Source organism: uncultured Anaerococcus sp., from assembly GCF_963512375.1.
Lineage (GTDB): Bacteria > Bacillota > Clostridia > Tissierellales > Peptoniphilaceae > Anaerococcus.
This window is the reverse complement of sequence record NZ_CAUPMI010000027.1, coordinates 1-15,591: the sequence shown is the minus strand read 5'-3', so window position 1 is coordinate 15,591 and position 15,591 is coordinate 1. Positions and strand designations below refer to the sequence as shown.

Below are 15,591 nucleotides of genomic sequence, written 5' to 3'. Positions count from 1 at the left end.
ATTCTCACTCCTTTATGGTAAATTTGTTATTTCCAATATTTTCTATTATATCTTTAAGTTCCAAACTCGTTAGCAAAAAGTTTATCACTCCTATCTCTAAAGCTAAATTTAGTGATAGGTCATCTGGATTTGAGTTTGGGTTATTCTCAATATATCTTACTACAGCCTCTTCATCCTTATCAAGGGCAGAATAATCTATTTGCCTTTTTGTAGCCTTCCTATCTAAAAGATAATCAAGCTCTTCAAGGATATCATCAGCCTTTGTTATAAGTTTTGATCCCTCTTGTATTAGCATATTTGTGCCCTTTGAATAGATGGAATTGATATTGCCAGGAACGGCAAAGACTTCCTTGCCTTGTTCTAAGGCACACCTGGTTGTAATCATAGTGCCTGACTTCTCCTTAGCTTCTATAACAACAGTTGCCAGGGAAATCCCTGATATTATCCTATTTCTCCTAGGGAAATTATAGGCTAAGGGCTGGGTGCCTAGGGGAAATTCAGAAAGAATCAATCCTTCTTCGGCAATTTTTTCGTAAAGAAACTTATTGGCCTTGGGATAAATCTCATCAATCCCGCAACCAATCACCCCGATTGTCCTGCCTCCCACATCAAGTGTTGCCTTGTGGCACATGGCATCTATCCCGTAGGCAAGTCCAGATACAGTTGTAAGACCTGCTGCTGAGACCTGGCTAGCTAGGCTTTTGCAGGCCCACTTGCCGTAGTCCGTGCACTTCCTAGCCCCGACAAAGGCAATAGACTTGCTGTCATTATCTTGATCAAGCCTTCCCTTATAATAAAGGATGGCTGGCCTATCATCTATATATCTGAGGTTTTCTGGATAGTCACCATCAAGGATTGTAACATAATTTATTCCAAGCCTCTGAATTTTTTCATAATATTTTTCAAAGGCCTCGAGGTTTTTGGAGTCAAATATTTTTTCGTAAAGCTTATCAGCTAGATTAGAAAAATATGGCCTATCCTTTTCGAAAAAATCCTCAAGTAGATTTTTTTCATACAAGTCAAGGATGGTCATATTATTTATGTATATAAAGTTTAAATATAATAAAATTTCTCTCTTATCAAAACGCATTTTCTATATAATTTATCTTTCTTGTATCAAGATAAACCTCGCACACATCATAGCGGCTGATGAAGTCAAACATCTTATTTTCTGCTATAAAGGCCTGGCTTGCCTTGATAATTCTCTTCTGCTTATAAAAATCCACAGCCTCTGCCGCATAGGCGAAGTCATCACTCTTTCTGGTCTTAACCTCAACAAAGGCAAGGGTTTGGTCCTTGAAAGCTATGATATCAATTTCCCCAAAGGTCTTTGAATAATTCCTAGCCAGGATCCTATAGCCATTTTCCATCAAATATTTTTCAGTGAGATTTTCTCCAAAATCTCCAATATTTCTCTTAAGTGTCATATGAAAGATAGCTGCCTTTCGTGAAATTTCCTTAGGAAGGTCTGTCTGTGGATGGGGGTTTCACCGAGCTTTTCTAGGCCCTGGTAATGGGCCTTTGTCCCATAGCCAAAATTTGTCTCAAAACTATAGCCCGGATAAATTTTTGCAAAGTTAATCATGATATCATCCCTTCTGACCTTGGCTAAAATTGAGGCACAGGAAATGGCATATTCGTTTAGATCTCCCTTAACAATGTTTAATTGGGGAATAGGAGTATTAATCCTTTCAGCATCGATTAGGACTATATCTGGGACAATTTCAAGGCCATTTAGGGCATCTTCCATGGCCCTGTGGGTAGCTTCTTTTATATTAAGCTGATCAATCTTATGATTATTGGCATAGCCATAGGAATAGGCCAGACAGTCTTTTAGGATTTTATCCTTTAAATCAAGCATCTTCTTGCGGCTTAGCTTTTTAGAATCAGTAACCCCCTCTATGTGGGAATCCTTTTTCATGATCACAGCACAGGTCACAACAGGCCCTGCCAAAGGCCCCCTGCCAACCTCATCTATGCCTGCCAGGTGGTCGTATTTTTCATATATTTCTTTTTTTATTTCGTCGTTATAGTCTGAATATTTCATATCTTCTCTAGTGTGATTCTTCCAAGCTTGCCAGTTCTAAAATCATTTAGGATAATTGTCGCAGTCCTCGTATAGTCAAAATCTCCACCGGCTATGAGGGCCCCACGCTTTTTGGCTATTGCTTCATATATTTCAATGGCCTTGGCATTTGGATCTATCCCATATCTTTCTACAAGATTTTCTGGGTATAAGTCCTTCATCTCATCTAGGAAATATAGGGTCAAGTCTTCTATATTTAGGATTTCATCCTTGATAGCATTGGTAAAGGATAAGTGAAGACCTGTCCTATCGTCAAATTTTGGCCACAAAACCCCAGGAGTATCAAGTAATTGAATATTAGCATCAGTTTTTATCCATTGCTTTGTTTGGGTAACACCTGGACGGTTACCAACCCTTGCCCCCTTTTTCTTTGACACATTATTAATAAAGGTAGACTTGCCAGAGTTTGGAATTCCTACAATCATCATCCTTATTAGGGGATTGTCTATATTTTTTTCCTTATGCTTATCAAACTTATCCTTCAAGACACATCTTGCATGGTCATAAATTCTCTTAGTATTAATCTTTTCCTTAGAATTAAGCAAAATAGCCTCAATCCCCTCGTCATGAAAATGCCTAATCCACTTTTGATTTTCATCTGGATCTGCCAAATCAGACTTATTCATTACCATAAGTCTAGGCTTTGTCCCAAGTAGATCATCAAGCATAGGATTTCTAGAAGATTCAGGAATCCTCGCATCAATTATTTCAAGAACTATATCAACAAGCTTCAGATTTTTCTCTATTTCTTCCTTGGTCTTTTTCATATGACCAGGAAACCAATTTATATTAAGTGCCATATCTATCTCCTAACTACTACCTTCTATTATACATAAGTATTCAAAAATTGCATTTAATCTTATTTCAGTCATAAATATTATATCAAAAATATGCCAATAAAAAAACACCACAGATATATGGATATGCTTCCATAGTTCTGTGATGTTTATTTTATAGAATTGTATTATTAAACTTATTAAAAGTTAAAGCCGACATGTGATTTTTTCTACCCAAATCATTTTCAGGAAACTTCCATGTAAGATATGCAAAAAATACCAAAAGTAAAAAGTTAATTATAATTCTTTTCTTAGATTTAATCTTTTTATACAAGTAGAAATCAAGACCAATATTAAATATTGTACAGATCAAAAATGCTATTGGAAAATACCAATGTGAATAATTTACAGCTAATAAACCAAAAATAGGAATTATAATATAATTAAAATTGGTACTAATTTTTTCTAATTTTTTTGTATCATGCATATCTTCCAAAAACATCTGAGTATTTGCTCCCCGCTTTTTTAGTGTAAGTTGAATCAGTATAATAATCGTATCTGTAATAAAAATACCATCCATCAGCAGATTGATAGCTATATCTTATATAATACACATCTCCAATCCCTGTATAATGCATTGATTTCATCAAGATATTAGCTATAGTACTAATCTCTTTATCAATTTTTGTACCACAAATATAAGCTAGTACTGTAGCTATATCTGCTGCTGTTGAAATATTCCCCGACCTTGAACCATATTTTTTTCCAATAAGCTTTGCTCCTGGCATAGGTGCTGGTAATCCTGTTAAACTAGTAGGGGATATAACGTTTTCAAAATGAGATGAATTAATTATTCGACTGTTACCTGACGCTTCAGCAACATTGCACATGACAGGGGATATTAACCCTGTTATTAATAAAACTGATACTACTTTTTTCAAATTTACCTCCTTTTTTCTTACTTTCATGATATCATTAACTCATCAAATTAAACAGGACATCCATGTCCTGTTTGTATTGTTGATTGTATATTATAATAATATCAAGTTGAGAAGAGGTATTTATAATGAAAATAAAGATAACTATTTTACTTATAATTATTATGTTAATGCCAGTAGTACAAAACAGTAATGAGGATGATATTATCAAAATAAAAAATGAAATAAATTATTATGTCAAATAATAGATTTTCTATCAATTAATATTTTACTCTTATTAGAAATTATTTTTCCTAAACCAACATTTTTAGAGTGTTCCGCAAATGTTTTTGATAATCTAAGTGAATCTAAGCTATCACTTAATTCCAACTTATTTTCACACAAAAATTTATTATAATATAGACAAGTCAAACCATCTATGCTTCCAATGGACTTAGCATATGATATAGCTTCATTCAGTATTTTTAATGACTTTTCGTATTCTTCATCGATATATAAAGAGTTGGTCAAACTAATATATGACAATATATTTATAATTGGATTTTTATTGTTTTTCATACAAAACTCTAGTATTTCATTTCTATGTAAAGAACCATATGTTTTATACTCATTGCATATATTAATTAACAAACGTAATTCTAAAATATTGTTACTTGTAGCCACAAATTTTTCATTCATAAACTTATTATCTGTAATCTCATTAAATCTACTTAATAAAATAGTTTTATCATCATTATCAAGGTAATCCATGTATATCTTTATTAAATAAAGATTCTTATTGTTAATAGTCGATGTTCTATTATCTAACTGTTGAATATAATTCATTATAAACTTCTTTTGTGAAAAATCAATTGAATCTAAATCTAAATTCAAATTATTATATAATGATTTAAATATTGTATAATGTGCATAACATTTTCCGATATAAATATCTACTAAGTCAACTTGATAAACTCGAGATAAAGAAATTAATGTTTCTATAGTCGGTTTTTGTATATTTCCATTTTCAAGTCTTGATATGGTTCTTAAACTTATCCCTGTATAAAACTCAACATCTTCTTGGGTCAGATTCATATTTTCTCTTAAATTTTTGAGTAAATTTGCAAACTCATAACTATATTTCATTTCTTTACCTCCTTTTTATATATTATATCAAACTTGATATAAATTAAAAATTTTATATTAAAATACCACAGTTATAAAGTAAAAATTCTTACCTAACTGTGGCAATTTCTTATAATTTATTTACAGACCTTTCTATAGTTTTTTTGTCCTCTATTTCAATAATCTTATCGTAATACTTGCTATAGTCGATATCTCTCCTATGGGATATTGAAATTAGGGTTTTATCGAGCCTTGCAAAGATTTCTTCTATTTCACTTGCCATTTTTAAGTCAAGGGCAGATGTTGCTTCATCTATCAAGATAATTGGGCTGTCCTTATAAAGGGCCCTGGCTATTTCAATTCTTTGCATCTCCCCTCCAGAAAGGTTAGATCCAGCATCTTTTATTATTGTCATATAGCCTTTTTCAAGATTATTTATAAGAGGCTCAAGACCTGACTTTTTGATTGCTTGATCAAGCCTGTCACGGTCAATCTCTTCTTCATTTTCAAAAAGGACAATATTTGCTAGGATAGTATCCCTAAATATCATTGGTTTTTGGGCCACTATAGAGATTTTCTCATAAATTTCTTCACGAGTGAGATCCTTAATATTATTATCCATGATGAAAATATCCCCACCACTTGGACTGAGTTCTTTAGTAATAAGTTTAAAAATAGTAGACTTACCAGTGCCGCTTGCACCGCTTATGATTAGGTGGTCATTTTTGTTTATAGTAAATGAAGCCTTATCTAGTATTTCTTTTGTACCATAAGCAAAACTCACATCTGAAAATAAAATATCTGAATTTTCTTGTGCTGTTTCCATCTTGTTTTTGCCTTCAATAGGATATTCTTCCTTGTAAGAAATTTCTTCAAGAATCCTCTCCCTAATTTTCTTAGTTGAAATTATATTGCCATAGGAATCTGCTATCTCTTGCATTGGCCAAATTATAATATTCATAAGACTTAATAAAACAGGGAAATAAAAGGCTTCAATCTTGCCCCAATACACAAAAAGGGCTGATAAGAGCATCAAGGATGTCTGCAATATCATAGAAGAGATATTTATTAATGATATCCTAGAAGAATTTAAAAATAAGGATTTTTCGTGGATTTTCTCATTTTCTTTGGTTCTTTAATCAAATTTTCTAAGGAAATGGCCTGTCTTATTAAATCTAAAAAGAGTTCCATAGCCGTAAAATGAATCATTCAATATCTCATTGTAGGAATTTAGAGACTTCATATATTTCTCATTCTCATTTGATGATAGAGAGGAAATATACTTAGATATCAGCATGATTATGATACCAAAGGCAAAGATAATCAGGGTTATTTCAATATTAATAGTAAAACCATAGGCCAAGCACAAAAATAAAAGAACTATATTTGAAATAATCCAATCAACAGAAAAGAGATAATTATCTTCTATAAATTTTAAGTCGTTGTTAAATAAAGATATGTAAGATGCCTTATCCTTGCTTTCAAAATAAAGGGGATCTCTTCTTAGGATATTTTCCATCAAGTCCCTCTTAACCCTTACATTCCACAAATAAGAAATCCTAGCCTTCATCCTAGATCTTGACACTCTCAAGGTAAAAAAAACAAGGGCCCAAAGGACAAAAAATATCAGAGTAGATCTAATCAAGGTCCCATCCCTATAAGAGACAATCCTAGAAAACCTCTCAATCAACCTAGTCATGAAATATTGCTCAAGATTGCTAGCTAAAGAAAGAATTATAAATCCAACAAAAACCCAGTTGAGCCTTATAAATTTAAACTTCTCTTTTTGATAATTCTCCTTCATATAAACCTACTTTCTAAATTCTAATCTCATATTATTTCTATAATACATCATATTATATGATATTATCAAAAAAATATTTTATTGTAAGTTTATTTATTATTTAAAATTTTCACTAAAGTTATTATCTAAGTTAAAAAACTATTAAAAAGAATAAGGCATCGCTAAATAGTTAAATATTTAGCAGTGCCTTCATATTAGATTAATTATTTATTTTTCTGCTTTCCAAGACTTTATGGTCCACACAGTATTTAAGATGACAAGTGCAAGCATTGCAAGTAGGCAAATATATATAAATGGAAGACTATTCATATGGTAATCTGTGTTTATATACTCTGGTAATCTAGCAGTGTTTTCGATTGCTAACATCTTGAAAAAACTAAATATAGAAACAATTGTCAACAAAGAATTAATTATATATTTTTTTCTCATTATTGCATCCTTTCTTTGCATATATTAAGTCTTCTATTACTGTTATTTTATAACACTTGTAATATCATGTCAAAACATAGACTAAAAAAGGACCCTTGCGTATATAGCAATAGTCCTTAGTCATTTTAGTAGTTTGTTTTTTCTTTAACTTTAGCAGCCTTACCTTGACGATCTCTTAGGTAGTTTAGTTTTGCTCTTCTTACCTTACCACGTCTGGTTACTACTAGTTTTTCTATTCTTGGGTTGTGATATAGGAAGGTTCTTTCTACTCCTACACCATATGATATTCTTCTTACTGTGAAGGTCTTGCCTACTGTTCCTTCGTTGATGTAGATTACTGTTCCTTCGAAGTCTTGTAGTCTTGTCTTGTCGCCTTCTTTGATTCTGTAGCTTATTCTTACAGTATCACCTACATTAAAGTCAAAGTTTTCTTCACGTAGGTTTTCACTTTCTATTTTTTTGATTAAATCCATCTTTGCTCTCCTCTCGTAAGTACTTTTCGTATAGGTCGTATCTTACTCTTTTTGTTTTTTCTATTGCATTTTTCTTATTCCAAGCTGCGATTTTCTTATGGTCTCCACTTACTAGTTCGTTTGGTACGTGGTAGCCGTTGAATACTCTTGGCTTGGTATATTCGTCTTGTTGCAACAATATATTGTAGTGAGAATCTGTTGTTAATGACTCTTCCTTGCCTACTACTCCATCTATGAACCTTGCCATTGAGTCTATTAGAACCATAGCAGGGATTTCTCCACCTGTAAGTACATAGTCTCCTATAGATATCTCATAGTCTACATAATGATTTGTTATCCTTGCATCTATGCCCTCGTAATGTCCGCATATGATTATCAAGTGTTCAATACTTGCAAAGTCGATTGCTAACTTCTGATTTAAAACTTTTCCTGTAGCCGACATAAAGGCTACTTTTGAATTTGCTTTCTTGACTGATAATAGCGCATCATATATTACTTGAGGTCTTATTAGCATTCCGGCTGCCCCGCCGTATACTGTATCATCTACGTGATTATGCTTGTTGTTTGCAAAATCTCTCATGTCTACTATTTCTAGGTCTAATTTTTGATTTTGTATGGCCTTCCCTATTACTCCATAGGTCTTTAGAAATTCGAAAGATTCTGGAAATAAGGTTAGGAGTGTTACTTTATTCATAGTCACTAAAATTTTCTACTTCTATAAATCCTTTTTCAGTATTTATTTCTTTGATAATAGCTCTTAAGGCTGGTAAGAGTACTTCGCCCTTATCTGTTTCAACTAGGTATACATCATTTGGGTATACTCCGCTTATTACGTCTTTTATTTCTCCTTTTATTTGCCCATCAGAGATTACTTTTAGTCCGTAAAGGTCGTGGATGTATATTTCGCCCTCTGCAAGTTTGCCTAGATCTTTTTCATCGATTGTGATATCTTTGCCTACAAATTTTAGGACATCGTTGATATTATCGTATTCTTCAAAGCCTATTATTACTTGGTTTTTTTTCTTAAAAGATTCTCTTATGGTTAAAAGTTCATCTTCTATGAAGACTTTGGATCCCTTCTCAAATCTTTTTTCATTGTCTGTTAGGCTATTTACCTTGAGATTGCCGCGGATGCCGTGGCTGGCTACTATCTCTCCTACTGAGATTCTCATATTTTTATATTTACCTTAACATTTTCCTTTATAGCTGCGCTTCTTGCGATAGTTCTTATGGAGTTTATAATATTGCCTCTTACTCCTATTACCCTACCCTTGTCTTCTTCAGCTACTTTTATTAGTATGTTTACTTCGCTGCCTTCTCTATCTTCGATGATTTCTACAGCGTCTTTGTCGCTTACTAATTCTTTTACTATTAATTCAACTAGTTCTTTCATAATTATGCTAATACATCATTGTCTTTGAATAGCTTTTCTACAATAGATGTTGGTTGTGCACCGTTTTTGATCCATTGTTTAGCTTTTTCATTGTCAATTCTAAATACTTTTGGTTCAGCAACTGGATTGTAGTAGCCTATCTCTTCGATAAATCTACCATCTCTTGCTCTTCTAGAATCTGCTACAACTACTCTGTAGAATGGTTTTTTCTTTTGTCCCATTCTCTTTAATCTAATTTTTACTGCCATTTTTTCCTCCTTATTTTTTAAAAGAAAGGCATTTTTGGAAATCTTCTGCCTCTTTTTTGATTTGCTTTAAATCCGCTCATCTTTTTCATCATTTTTTTAAGCTCCTTAAATTGTTTAAGTAGCTTATTAAGTTCACGGATATCTACTCCAGAACCATTTGAAATCCTTACTTTTCTACTTTTTCCAATTATTTCTGGGTTATCTTTCTCTTCTTTTGTCATAGAATTGATTAGGGCTTCTATCTTGTCAAATCCGGCATCATCCACATTGACACCCTTTAACATTTTAGAATTTACTCCCGGTATCATTGCAAGTAGATCTTCGAGAGGTCCCATATTCTTGATTTGTTGGATTTGCTCCATGAAATCATCTAGGGAATATGTCTGTTCTCTCATCTTTGCTTCTAATTCTTTGGCATTTTCTAGAGAAAATTGTGCTTCGGCTTTTTCTATTAGCGAAAGTACATCTCCCATTCCAAGGATTCTGCTTGCCATCCTGTCTGGATGGAAAGGCTCTAAGTCGTCAAGTTTTTCACCAACACCTATAAATTTAATTGGCTTGCCTACAACTTGTCTTATGGAAAGTGCTGCCCCGCCTCTTGCATCACCATCTAGCTTTGTTAGGATTACTCCTGTTATATCTAGGTAATCATCAAAGGTTTTGGCTACATTTACCGCTTCTTGACCTGTCATAGCATCTACTACCAAGAGGATTTCGTCAGGTTTGACGCTTTCTTTGATATTTTTAAGCTCTTCCATGAGCTCATCATCTATCTGAAGCCTACCTGCTGTATCTAGGATTACTGTGTCGTAATTATTATGTCTAGCGTATTTTTTGGCCTCGGTAGCTATAGTGACAGGATCTGTCTTGCCCATTTCAAATACGTGGGTATTTGCTTGTTTACCTACTACCTTTAGCTGTTCAATGGCTGCTGGTCTGTAGATATCTAGGGCTGCTAGCATAGGATTTCTGTTTTCTTTCTGTAAGAGTTTTACAAGTTTACCAGAATGGGTGGTCTTACCAGAACCTTGTAGACCTACCATCATTACCATATGAGGGGTAGATCCCCTTAAGTCTAGCCTTGAATTTTCCTTACCCATTAGCTCAGTTAATTCTTCATTTACTATCTTGACTACCATTTGGCCAGGAGATAGGGATTTCATCACATCTTCTCCAAGAGACCTTTCCTTGATAGTCTTTACAAAGTCTTTTACAACCTTGTAGTTGACATCTGCTTCTAATAGGGAAAGTCTTATCTCCCTCATAGCAGTGTCTATGTCTTTTTCATTTAATTTTCCTTTTCCTGTTAGTTTTCCAAGGGCTTCTTGGAGTCTATCAGCAAGGTTTTCAAATGCCATATAAGCTCCTAAATCTTTTCAATTACTATATTTAACATCTCAATTGCTTCTTTATTATTTGAACTTTCAATCAGCTCTCTTATATCATAAAGAGCTCCTACAAGTTCCGTTTTGCTTTTAAGTAAAGAAAGCTCATCTTCAAACTCAAATAATTTATCAACACTCCTATTGATCATATCTGATATAGCCTGCTTGGTTCTGCCGGTATTATCAGCTATTTCCTGAAGGGATAAATCTTCGTTATAATAGCAATTTATAACATCTCTTTGCTTTTCATTTAGAAGTGCGCCATACATGTCATATAACTGGGCTACTTTTACAATTTTTTCCATATTATCACCTGTCAATATTTTTACTTGACTCGATTATTATACACGCTATTTAAAGCCATGTCAAATAATTTTCTTGACCGTATTTGTAAAGGTATTTCAATAAAAAAAGCCATAGTTTTGGGCTTAATTATCCCAACTATGGCTTATATATTTTATGGAAGATTGAAGAATGGATTTATTCCCCTATCATCTTCACTATTTTTCTCATTTGGTCTTGCTTGTTTATATTCATCTACATTTGATGAATCGAGAGTAAATTTAAAGTCAACCTTCATTTCCTTACCATCTCTTACAAGGCTAATTTCAGCACTATCACCTACGGCATAGCTTAAAAGAATCTTCCTTAGGCCAGACATATCTTTTACTTCCTTACCATCAATTGCTGTAATGATATCACCCTTTTGGATTGAATCATCATCTGAAAAGACGCTTACTACATAAATACCGTGGTCAGTTCCTATGTCCTTATCTCTTAGGTAGGACATTTGTTTTAGGTAGTCGATTGATTGGCCAGTAATGCCAAGGTAGACAGAATCGAATTTACCATTTTTCCTAATTGTATCGATAACTGGTTTTACAGTATTAATTGGAATTGCAAAGCCAATTCCATCTGAGTTACCAGCCTTGGCAGTATTGATACCAATGAGCTCTCCCTTAGAGTTTAGAAGGGCACCACCGGAGTTACCAGCATTAATTGCCGCATCTGTCTGCATTAGTCCATCCATTTGGACACCTGTATTAAAGGATACACTCCTATTTAGACCAGAGATTATACCAGATGTTACAGTTGATTGTAGCTGGAAGCCCAAAGGATTACCAATAGCCACTACCCTATCACCGACACCCATCTCATCACTATCGCCAATATCAATTGCCTTGAGGTTCTTATTATTTGAATCAACCTTAATTATGGCAAGGTCTAATGATGAATCATTCCACACAAGCTCTGCTGGTGCAGTCTCACCATTGTTAAACAAAACATTGATTTCCTTAGCATCTCCATCGCTTACAACATGGGAATTTGTGACAATATAGCCATCCTTGCTTACAATAGATCCAGAACCAATTCCCTCGACATAACCTGATTGAGGGCCGAAAAATGACTGCCTAGTCACCTTAGAGACGGTATTAATGCCAACCACAGAATCAATTGATTTTTTAACCACAACCGACTCCATAGACGCATTATCCTTAATCTCAATTGGTTTAGAATTTTCCTGTCTTGTTTCTATTTGATTTGTATTATTATTAACTTCCATTTTATTAGTCTTAGCACCTGCTAGTAGGAAATATACGATAAATCCTCCAACAATAGCACCAAGAAGACCAGCAGCAAAAGTAGCAAATCCGCCACCAGATCTCTTATATTTTCTATTATTCATACTTTCCTCCTATTTAATAATATATACCCAATTTATGCCAAAAAAATGAATTCTTAATTAAGTTTATATAAAATTCTTAATTTTTATGTAAAAGTCTTAAAATTCAGACAAATTTTCAAATAAAAAGGAGAGAAATTAATCTCCCCAATTATTTAACCTTGTCAATATAATCCCCGTAGCCCTCCTCCTCCATCTTGCTAAGAGGAATAAAGCGCAAAGCCGCTCCATTAATACAATACCTAACGCCGCCCTTATCCTTTGGACCATCGTTAAAGACATGGCCTAGGTGGGAGTCAGCTCGCCTAGACCTAACTTCAACCCTATCCATATTGTGGGACTTATCTCCCCTATAATTAATATTGCCACCAATAGGCTTTGTAAAAGAAGGCCAACCGCAACCAGCATCATACTTATCCCTTGAAGAAAAAAGTGGCTCGCCGCTGATCTTATCAACATAAATTCCTGGCTCATCAAAATCATCATACTCAGAAGAAAAAGGCCTCTCAGTTTGATTTTCTTGGGTAACCTTATACTCTTCCTCGCTAAGCTTATCTTTCAAATCTTTTTTATCCTTTGTAAGAACATCCTTCTTAGAAGCCAAAGGCTCATTTGCAAGGCCAATATTGATATGACAATAGCCGCCAGGATTCTTATCCAAATAGTCTTGATGATAGTCTTCCGCCAAAACAAAATTTCTCAAAGGCTCAACTTCAACAGCAATTTTCTTATCATAGCCTTCCTGTTTTTGCCTAATAATTTCATCGATAATAAGCTTATCATTCTCATTTGTAAAATAAATCCCTGTCCTATACTGTCTACCCTCATCATTACCCTGTTTATTAACAGAAGTCGGGTCAATAATCCTAAAATAATATTCCAAAATATCCTGCAAAGAAACTACATCTGGATCATAAGTAAGCTTCACAGTCTCACTATGGTCAGTTCGGCTAATTTTCTTATAGTTAGTATCAGAAGACTTTCCATTAGCATAACCCACGTCAGTATCAATCACTCCTGCAATCTTCTTAAAATACCCCTCCACACCCCAAAAACATCCACCAGCCAGATAAATTTCTGAAAAGTTGCTAGACTTAGGAAGGTCTTCCCTAGTAAGGACTTCATCATGACTAGAATTATCAGAAGACCTATCAAATAACTTAAAGCCATCAAAAACCACAAACAAAGCCAATAAGGCATATAAAACTCTATATTTTTTCATAAATATCCTCGTAATTTTTTTATAATCTTACCATAGATATGATTAAAATCTAATAAAGGTTAACGATAACATCCTTTATAATAATATAAAATGATTATAAGCATAATTATCGGGTAATTACTTTAATAAGACATTTGTTAGATAATAAATAATAGATAAAGGAGAGATTATGAAATTAAATAAAAAAATATTTTCCTTAACTATGATTGCACCAGTGTCATCAACAATATCGGTAAAACCCTCTTTTGCTTACGGAAAGTTTACTAATCCTTATAAAGGTAAAAAGACTTTCAGCGTTATAAACGAAGATATAGAAATAAATCATATATAAAAGGGGGATTTTATGGTAGACTTAATTCTTATTTTATTGACAATATTTTTCCTCGTAATCGCTATGTATCAAGCTGATAAAAATAAAAATAAAAGCAAAAAGTCTATTCCTTATAAATTATCTAAGATGATTGCAAACATACTAAATTTTGTTACTTTTTTAGACACTCAGGAAGTTAATAATATAATTGATGATATAGAAAATAAAAATAACAAAGATTAGGATGAAAAATAGCCTATGAAATAAACCCCAATATCCAATATACGGATGGTGGGGTTTTTCTATGCCCAATATACAAAGAATTAAAAATCAAATTGATAATTTAGTAATTATCAGAGCAGGCAAGATAATAAAAAAATGTATTTGAAAGATATTGTATAACCATTCCTGGATAATAATAGTGGACACTATTGCTCGAGATAATTTTAATTAGATTACTCCTGGCTGTTCGGGTTTACTCAAGGACAAATTTACCCAATTTCAAAAAGTAAAGGATCACCCCCGCGTGTGCGGGTACTACCTTAAAAGCAAGCAAAGAGATATGATCCTATCAGGATCACCCCCGCGTGTGCGGGTATAACTATTTGCATTGTATATATTTTAGAAGTATAATAGGATCACCCCCGCGTGTGCGGGTATAACGTAATTAGTTAAGGTAAGTGCATAATGTGCCTAGGATCACCCCCGCGTGTGCGGGTATAACACTAAAATTATCCCTATTTTTAGCCATTTTTATTTTTACTATAAAGCTATTTTATTCACTTTATTTTCTACTATCATTGTAACATATAAACTTTGTATTATGAAATTAAATTAATATGAAATAATAGACAGAAAAAGAGGAATGTCGAATAATCAACATTCCTCTTAAAATCTGGCGCGTCATTGAGGATTCGAACCCCAGGCCTTCTGGTCCGTAGCCAGACGCTCTATCCAGCTGAGCTAATGACGCATAATAAAAACCAAGCAAGCCATAATATAGGCTAGGCTTGGTTTTTTTGTTTATTTAATTTGGAGCGGATGACGAGATTCGAACTCGCGACCCTCGCCTTGGCAAGGCGATGCTCTACCACTGAGCCACATCCGCATATCAATCTTTAAGATTAGATTTGGAGCTGATGATAGGACTTGAACCTACAACCTATTGATTACAAATCAATTGCTCTGCCAATTGAGCTACATCAGCATCTATTTTTATTAAAGGGTTGGGAAGGATTGGCATGGCCAATCCTAAATGATTGCCAATATCCACAATTGATGCAATCAATATTAAAACATAAGTTTTATAAAGACCTAGATGGAATTCAAACCCAGTCCCTTGCAGGGATTCAAATCGCAAGATTTGAAATCTTCGAGACGAACGTAGTGAGTCCGAAGAACTCTGCGCCGTAACTGCGGACCTAGAACGAAGATCCATCTATATTGTCTCATTATAGTGGCGACCTGGATGGGATTCGAACCCACGACCTCCGCCGTGACAGGGCGGCATTCTAACCAGCTGAACTACCAGGCCATAAGCATGGCCCTGCGCCACAAAGAGCAGTCTCCATGAAATGGTGATTTGCGTAGCAAATCATATTACGCCTCTCCAGCGCTCAGAGGAGCCTTTCCGGAGTGGTTATTTGCGTTAGCAAATAATTATTACACTTTGGCGTTATATTTTTGGTGGAAGTAACAGGGCTCGAACCTGTGACCCCCTGCTTGTAAGGCAGATGCTC

Annotated in this window: 19 protein-coding genes and 4 tRNA genes; 2 read left to right on the top strand and 21 right to left on the bottom strand. The window is 34.1% G+C overall.

Translation table 11 applies throughout. The features are described from left to right. Positions 1-4: 4 nt before the first annotated feature. The 17 genes from dprA to msrB form a co-directional block, all read right to left on the bottom strand. Positions 5-1,090: a DNA-processing protein DprA gene (gene dprA, locus RRB46_RS09665; RefSeq protein WP_311538368.1), complete on the bottom strand. Its 1,086-nt coding sequence runs from the start codon at positions 1,088-1,090 to the stop codon at positions 5-7. Next, on the bottom strand, positions 1,080-1,427 hold the full coding sequence (locus tag RRB46_RS09660; RefSeq protein ID WP_311538367.1) for a YraN family protein: 348 nt from the start codon (positions 1,425-1,427) through the stop codon (positions 1,080-1,082). The genes dprA and RRB46_RS09660 overlap by 11 nt, the downstream gene beginning before the upstream one ends. Then, positions 1,424-2,047: a ribonuclease HII gene (locus tag RRB46_RS09655; RefSeq protein ID WP_296129904.1), complete on the bottom strand. Its 624-nt coding sequence runs from the start codon at positions 2,045-2,047 to the stop codon at positions 1,424-1,426. The genes RRB46_RS09660 and RRB46_RS09655 overlap by 4 nt, the downstream gene beginning before the upstream one ends. Further along, a complete protein-coding gene (ylqF, locus tag RRB46_RS09650) occupies positions 2,044-2,886 on the bottom strand; it encodes a ribosome biogenesis GTPase YlqF (protein WP_296129902.1) in 843 nt (280 codons plus the stop codon). Before ylqF ends, RRB46_RS09655 begins: the two co-directional genes overlap by 4 nt. 455 nt (positions 2,887-3,341) lie before the next feature. Continuing rightward, complete coding sequence (locus RRB46_RS09645) at positions 3,342-3,803, bottom strand: hypothetical protein (RefSeq protein ID WP_296129900.1); 462 nt, start codon at positions 3,801-3,803, stop codon at positions 3,342-3,344. Between the two features lie 234 nt (positions 3,804-4,037). After that, positions 4,038-4,925, bottom strand: coding sequence for a helix-turn-helix domain-containing protein (locus tag RRB46_RS09640; RefSeq protein ID WP_311538366.1), 888 nt, complete (start codon positions 4,923-4,925; stop codon positions 4,038-4,040). Positions 4,926-5,034: 109 nt separating this feature from the next. Beyond that, positions 5,035-5,865: an ABC transporter ATP-binding protein gene (locus RRB46_RS09635; protein ID WP_311538365.1), complete on the bottom strand. Its 831-nt coding sequence runs from the start codon at positions 5,863-5,865 to the stop codon at positions 5,035-5,037. A gap of 174 nt (positions 5,866-6,039) precedes the next feature. Beyond that, on the bottom strand, positions 6,040-6,708 hold the full coding sequence (locus RRB46_RS09630; RefSeq protein WP_311538364.1) for an ABC transporter transmembrane domain-containing protein: 669 nt from the start codon (positions 6,706-6,708) through the stop codon (positions 6,040-6,042). Between the two features lie 554 nt (positions 6,709-7,262). Continuing rightward, positions 7,263-7,610: a 50S ribosomal protein L19 gene (gene rplS / locus RRB46_RS09625; protein WP_106460746.1), complete on the bottom strand. Its 348-nt coding sequence runs from the start codon at positions 7,608-7,610 to the stop codon at positions 7,263-7,265. After that, a complete protein-coding gene (trmD, locus tag RRB46_RS09620; RefSeq protein ID WP_265212931.1) occupies positions 7,582-8,304 on the bottom strand; it encodes a tRNA (guanosine(37)-N1)-methyltransferase TrmD in 723 nt (240 codons plus the stop codon). Before trmD ends, rplS begins: the two co-directional genes overlap by 29 nt. Continuing rightward, the gene (gene rimM, locus RRB46_RS09615) at positions 8,297-8,782 is read right to left on the bottom strand and encodes a ribosome maturation factor RimM (RefSeq protein WP_296129877.1); all 486 of its coding nucleotides are present in this window, start codon (positions 8,780-8,782) and stop codon (positions 8,297-8,299) included. The genes trmD and rimM overlap by 8 nt, the downstream gene beginning before the upstream one ends. After that, the gene (locus tag RRB46_RS09610; RefSeq protein WP_106460749.1) at positions 8,779-9,003 is read right to left on the bottom strand and encodes a KH domain-containing protein; all 225 of its coding nucleotides are present in this window, start codon (positions 9,001-9,003) and stop codon (positions 8,779-8,781) included. The genes rimM and RRB46_RS09610 overlap by 4 nt, the downstream gene beginning before the upstream one ends. Before the next feature lie 2 nt (positions 9,004-9,005). Beyond that, complete coding sequence (rpsP, locus tag RRB46_RS09605) at positions 9,006-9,251, bottom strand: 30S ribosomal protein S16 (protein WP_106460750.1); 246 nt, start codon at positions 9,249-9,251, stop codon at positions 9,006-9,008. A gap of 17 nt (positions 9,252-9,268) precedes the next feature. After that, positions 9,269-10,609, bottom strand: a complete 1,341-nt coding sequence (gene ffh, locus RRB46_RS09600) for a signal recognition particle protein (protein WP_106460751.1) — start codon at positions 10,607-10,609, stop codon at positions 9,269-9,271. An 8-nt stretch (positions 10,610-10,617) separates the two neighbouring features. Beyond that, a complete protein-coding gene (ylxM, locus tag RRB46_RS09595; protein WP_106460752.1) occupies positions 10,618-10,941 on the bottom strand; it encodes a YlxM family DNA-binding protein in 324 nt (107 codons plus the stop codon). A gap of 152 nt (positions 10,942-11,093) precedes the next feature. After that, positions 11,094-12,323 (bottom strand): trypsin-like peptidase domain-containing protein, encoded by a 1,230-nt coding sequence (locus RRB46_RS09590; RefSeq protein WP_311538363.1) that lies wholly within the window; start codon positions 12,321-12,323, stop codon positions 11,094-11,096. Between the two features lie 148 nt (positions 12,324-12,471). Next, on the bottom strand, positions 12,472-13,542 hold the full coding sequence (gene msrB / locus RRB46_RS09585; RefSeq protein ID WP_311538362.1) for a peptide-methionine (R)-S-oxide reductase MsrB: 1,071 nt from the start codon (positions 13,540-13,542) through the stop codon (positions 12,472-12,474). Between the two features lie 169 nt (positions 13,543-13,711). Between msrB and RRB46_RS09580 the strand changes: the two genes are divergently transcribed. Beyond that, the gene (locus tag RRB46_RS09580) at positions 13,712-13,873 is read left to right on the top strand and encodes a hypothetical protein (protein WP_311538361.1); all 162 of its coding nucleotides are present in this window, start codon (positions 13,712-13,714) and stop codon (positions 13,871-13,873) included. Between the two features lie 12 nt (positions 13,874-13,885). Continuing rightward, a complete protein-coding gene (locus tag RRB46_RS09575; RefSeq protein WP_311538360.1) occupies positions 13,886-14,095 on the top strand; it encodes a hypothetical protein in 210 nt (69 codons plus the stop codon). A 653-nt stretch (positions 14,096-14,748) separates the two neighbouring features. Here the strand turns inward: RRB46_RS09575 and RRB46_RS09570 are convergent. The 4 genes from RRB46_RS09570 to RRB46_RS09555 form a co-directional block, all read right to left on the bottom strand. Then, positions 14,749-14,825 (bottom strand) — tRNA-Arg (locus RRB46_RS09570). A 60-nt stretch (positions 14,826-14,885) separates the two neighbouring features. Further along, positions 14,886-14,960: transfer RNA gene (locus tag RRB46_RS09565), tRNA-Gly, on the bottom strand. Between the two features lie 23 nt (positions 14,961-14,983). After that, positions 14,984-15,059, bottom strand: a tRNA-Thr gene (locus tag RRB46_RS09560). A gap of 250 nt (positions 15,060-15,309) precedes the next feature. Beyond that, positions 15,310-15,386, bottom strand: a tRNA-Asp gene (locus RRB46_RS09555). Positions 15,387-15,591: the final 205 nt, after the last annotated feature.

What these genes read in the sequence shown, in the direction of transcription:
- dprA (WP_311538368.1), bottom strand. Translation starts at nt 1,090, where the DNA reads ATGCGTTTTGATAAGAGAGAAATTTTATTATATTTAAACTTTATATAC.
- RRB46_RS09660 (WP_311538367.1), bottom strand. Translation starts at nt 1,427, where the DNA reads ATGACACTTAAGAGAAATATTGGAGATTTTGGAGAAAATCTCACTGAA.
- RRB46_RS09655 (WP_296129904.1), bottom strand. Translation starts at nt 2,047, where the DNA reads ATGAAATATTCAGACTATAACGACGAAATAAAAAAAGAAATATATGAA.
- ylqF (WP_296129902.1), bottom strand. Translation starts at nt 2,886, where the DNA reads ATGGCACTTAATATAAATTGGTTTCCTGGTCATATGAAAAAGACCAAG.
- RRB46_RS09640 (WP_311538366.1), bottom strand. Translation starts at nt 4,925, where the DNA reads ATGAAATATAGTTATGAGTTTGCAAATTTACTCAAAAATTTAAGAGAA.
- RRB46_RS09635 (WP_311538365.1), bottom strand. Translation starts at nt 5,865, where the DNA reads ATGAATATTATAATTTGGCCAATGCAAGAGATAGCAGATTCCTATGGC.
- RRB46_RS09630 (WP_311538364.1), bottom strand. Translation starts at nt 6,708, where the DNA reads ATGAAGGAGAATTATCAAAAAGAGAAGTTTAAATTTATAAGGCTCAAC.
- rplS (WP_106460746.1), bottom strand. Translation starts at nt 7,610, where the DNA reads ATGGATTTAATCAAAAAAATAGAAAGTGAAAACCTACGTGAAGAAAAC.
- trmD (WP_265212931.1), bottom strand. Translation starts at nt 8,304, where the DNA reads ATGAATAAAGTAACACTCCTAACCTTATTTCCAGAATCTTTCGAATTT.
- rimM (WP_296129877.1), bottom strand. Translation starts at nt 8,782, where the DNA reads ATGAGAATCTCAGTAGGAGAGATAGTAGCCAGCCACGGCATCCGCGGC.
- RRB46_RS09610 (WP_106460749.1), bottom strand. Translation starts at nt 9,003, where the DNA reads ATGAAAGAACTAGTTGAATTAATAGTAAAAGAATTAGTAAGCGACAAA.
- rpsP (WP_106460750.1), bottom strand. Translation starts at nt 9,251, where the DNA reads ATGGCAGTAAAAATTAGATTAAAGAGAATGGGACAAAAGAAAAAACCA.
- ffh (WP_106460751.1), bottom strand. Translation starts at nt 10,609, where the DNA reads ATGGCATTTGAAAACCTTGCTGATAGACTCCAAGAAGCCCTTGGAAAA.
- ylxM (WP_106460752.1), bottom strand. Translation starts at nt 10,941, where the DNA reads ATGGAAAAAATTGTAAAAGTAGCCCAGTTATATGACATGTATGGCGCA.
- RRB46_RS09590 (WP_311538363.1), bottom strand. Translation starts at nt 12,323, where the DNA reads ATGAATAATAGAAAATATAAGAGATCTGGTGGCGGATTTGCTACTTTT.
- msrB (WP_311538362.1), bottom strand. Translation starts at nt 13,542, where the DNA reads ATGAAAAAATATAGAGTTTTATATGCCTTATTGGCTTTGTTTGTGGTT.
- RRB46_RS09580 (WP_311538361.1), top strand. Translation starts at nt 13,712, where the DNA reads ATGAAATTAAATAAAAAAATATTTTCCTTAACTATGATTGCACCAGTG.
- RRB46_RS09575 (WP_311538360.1), top strand. Translation starts at nt 13,886, where the DNA reads ATGGTAGACTTAATTCTTATTTTATTGACAATATTTTTCCTCGTAATC.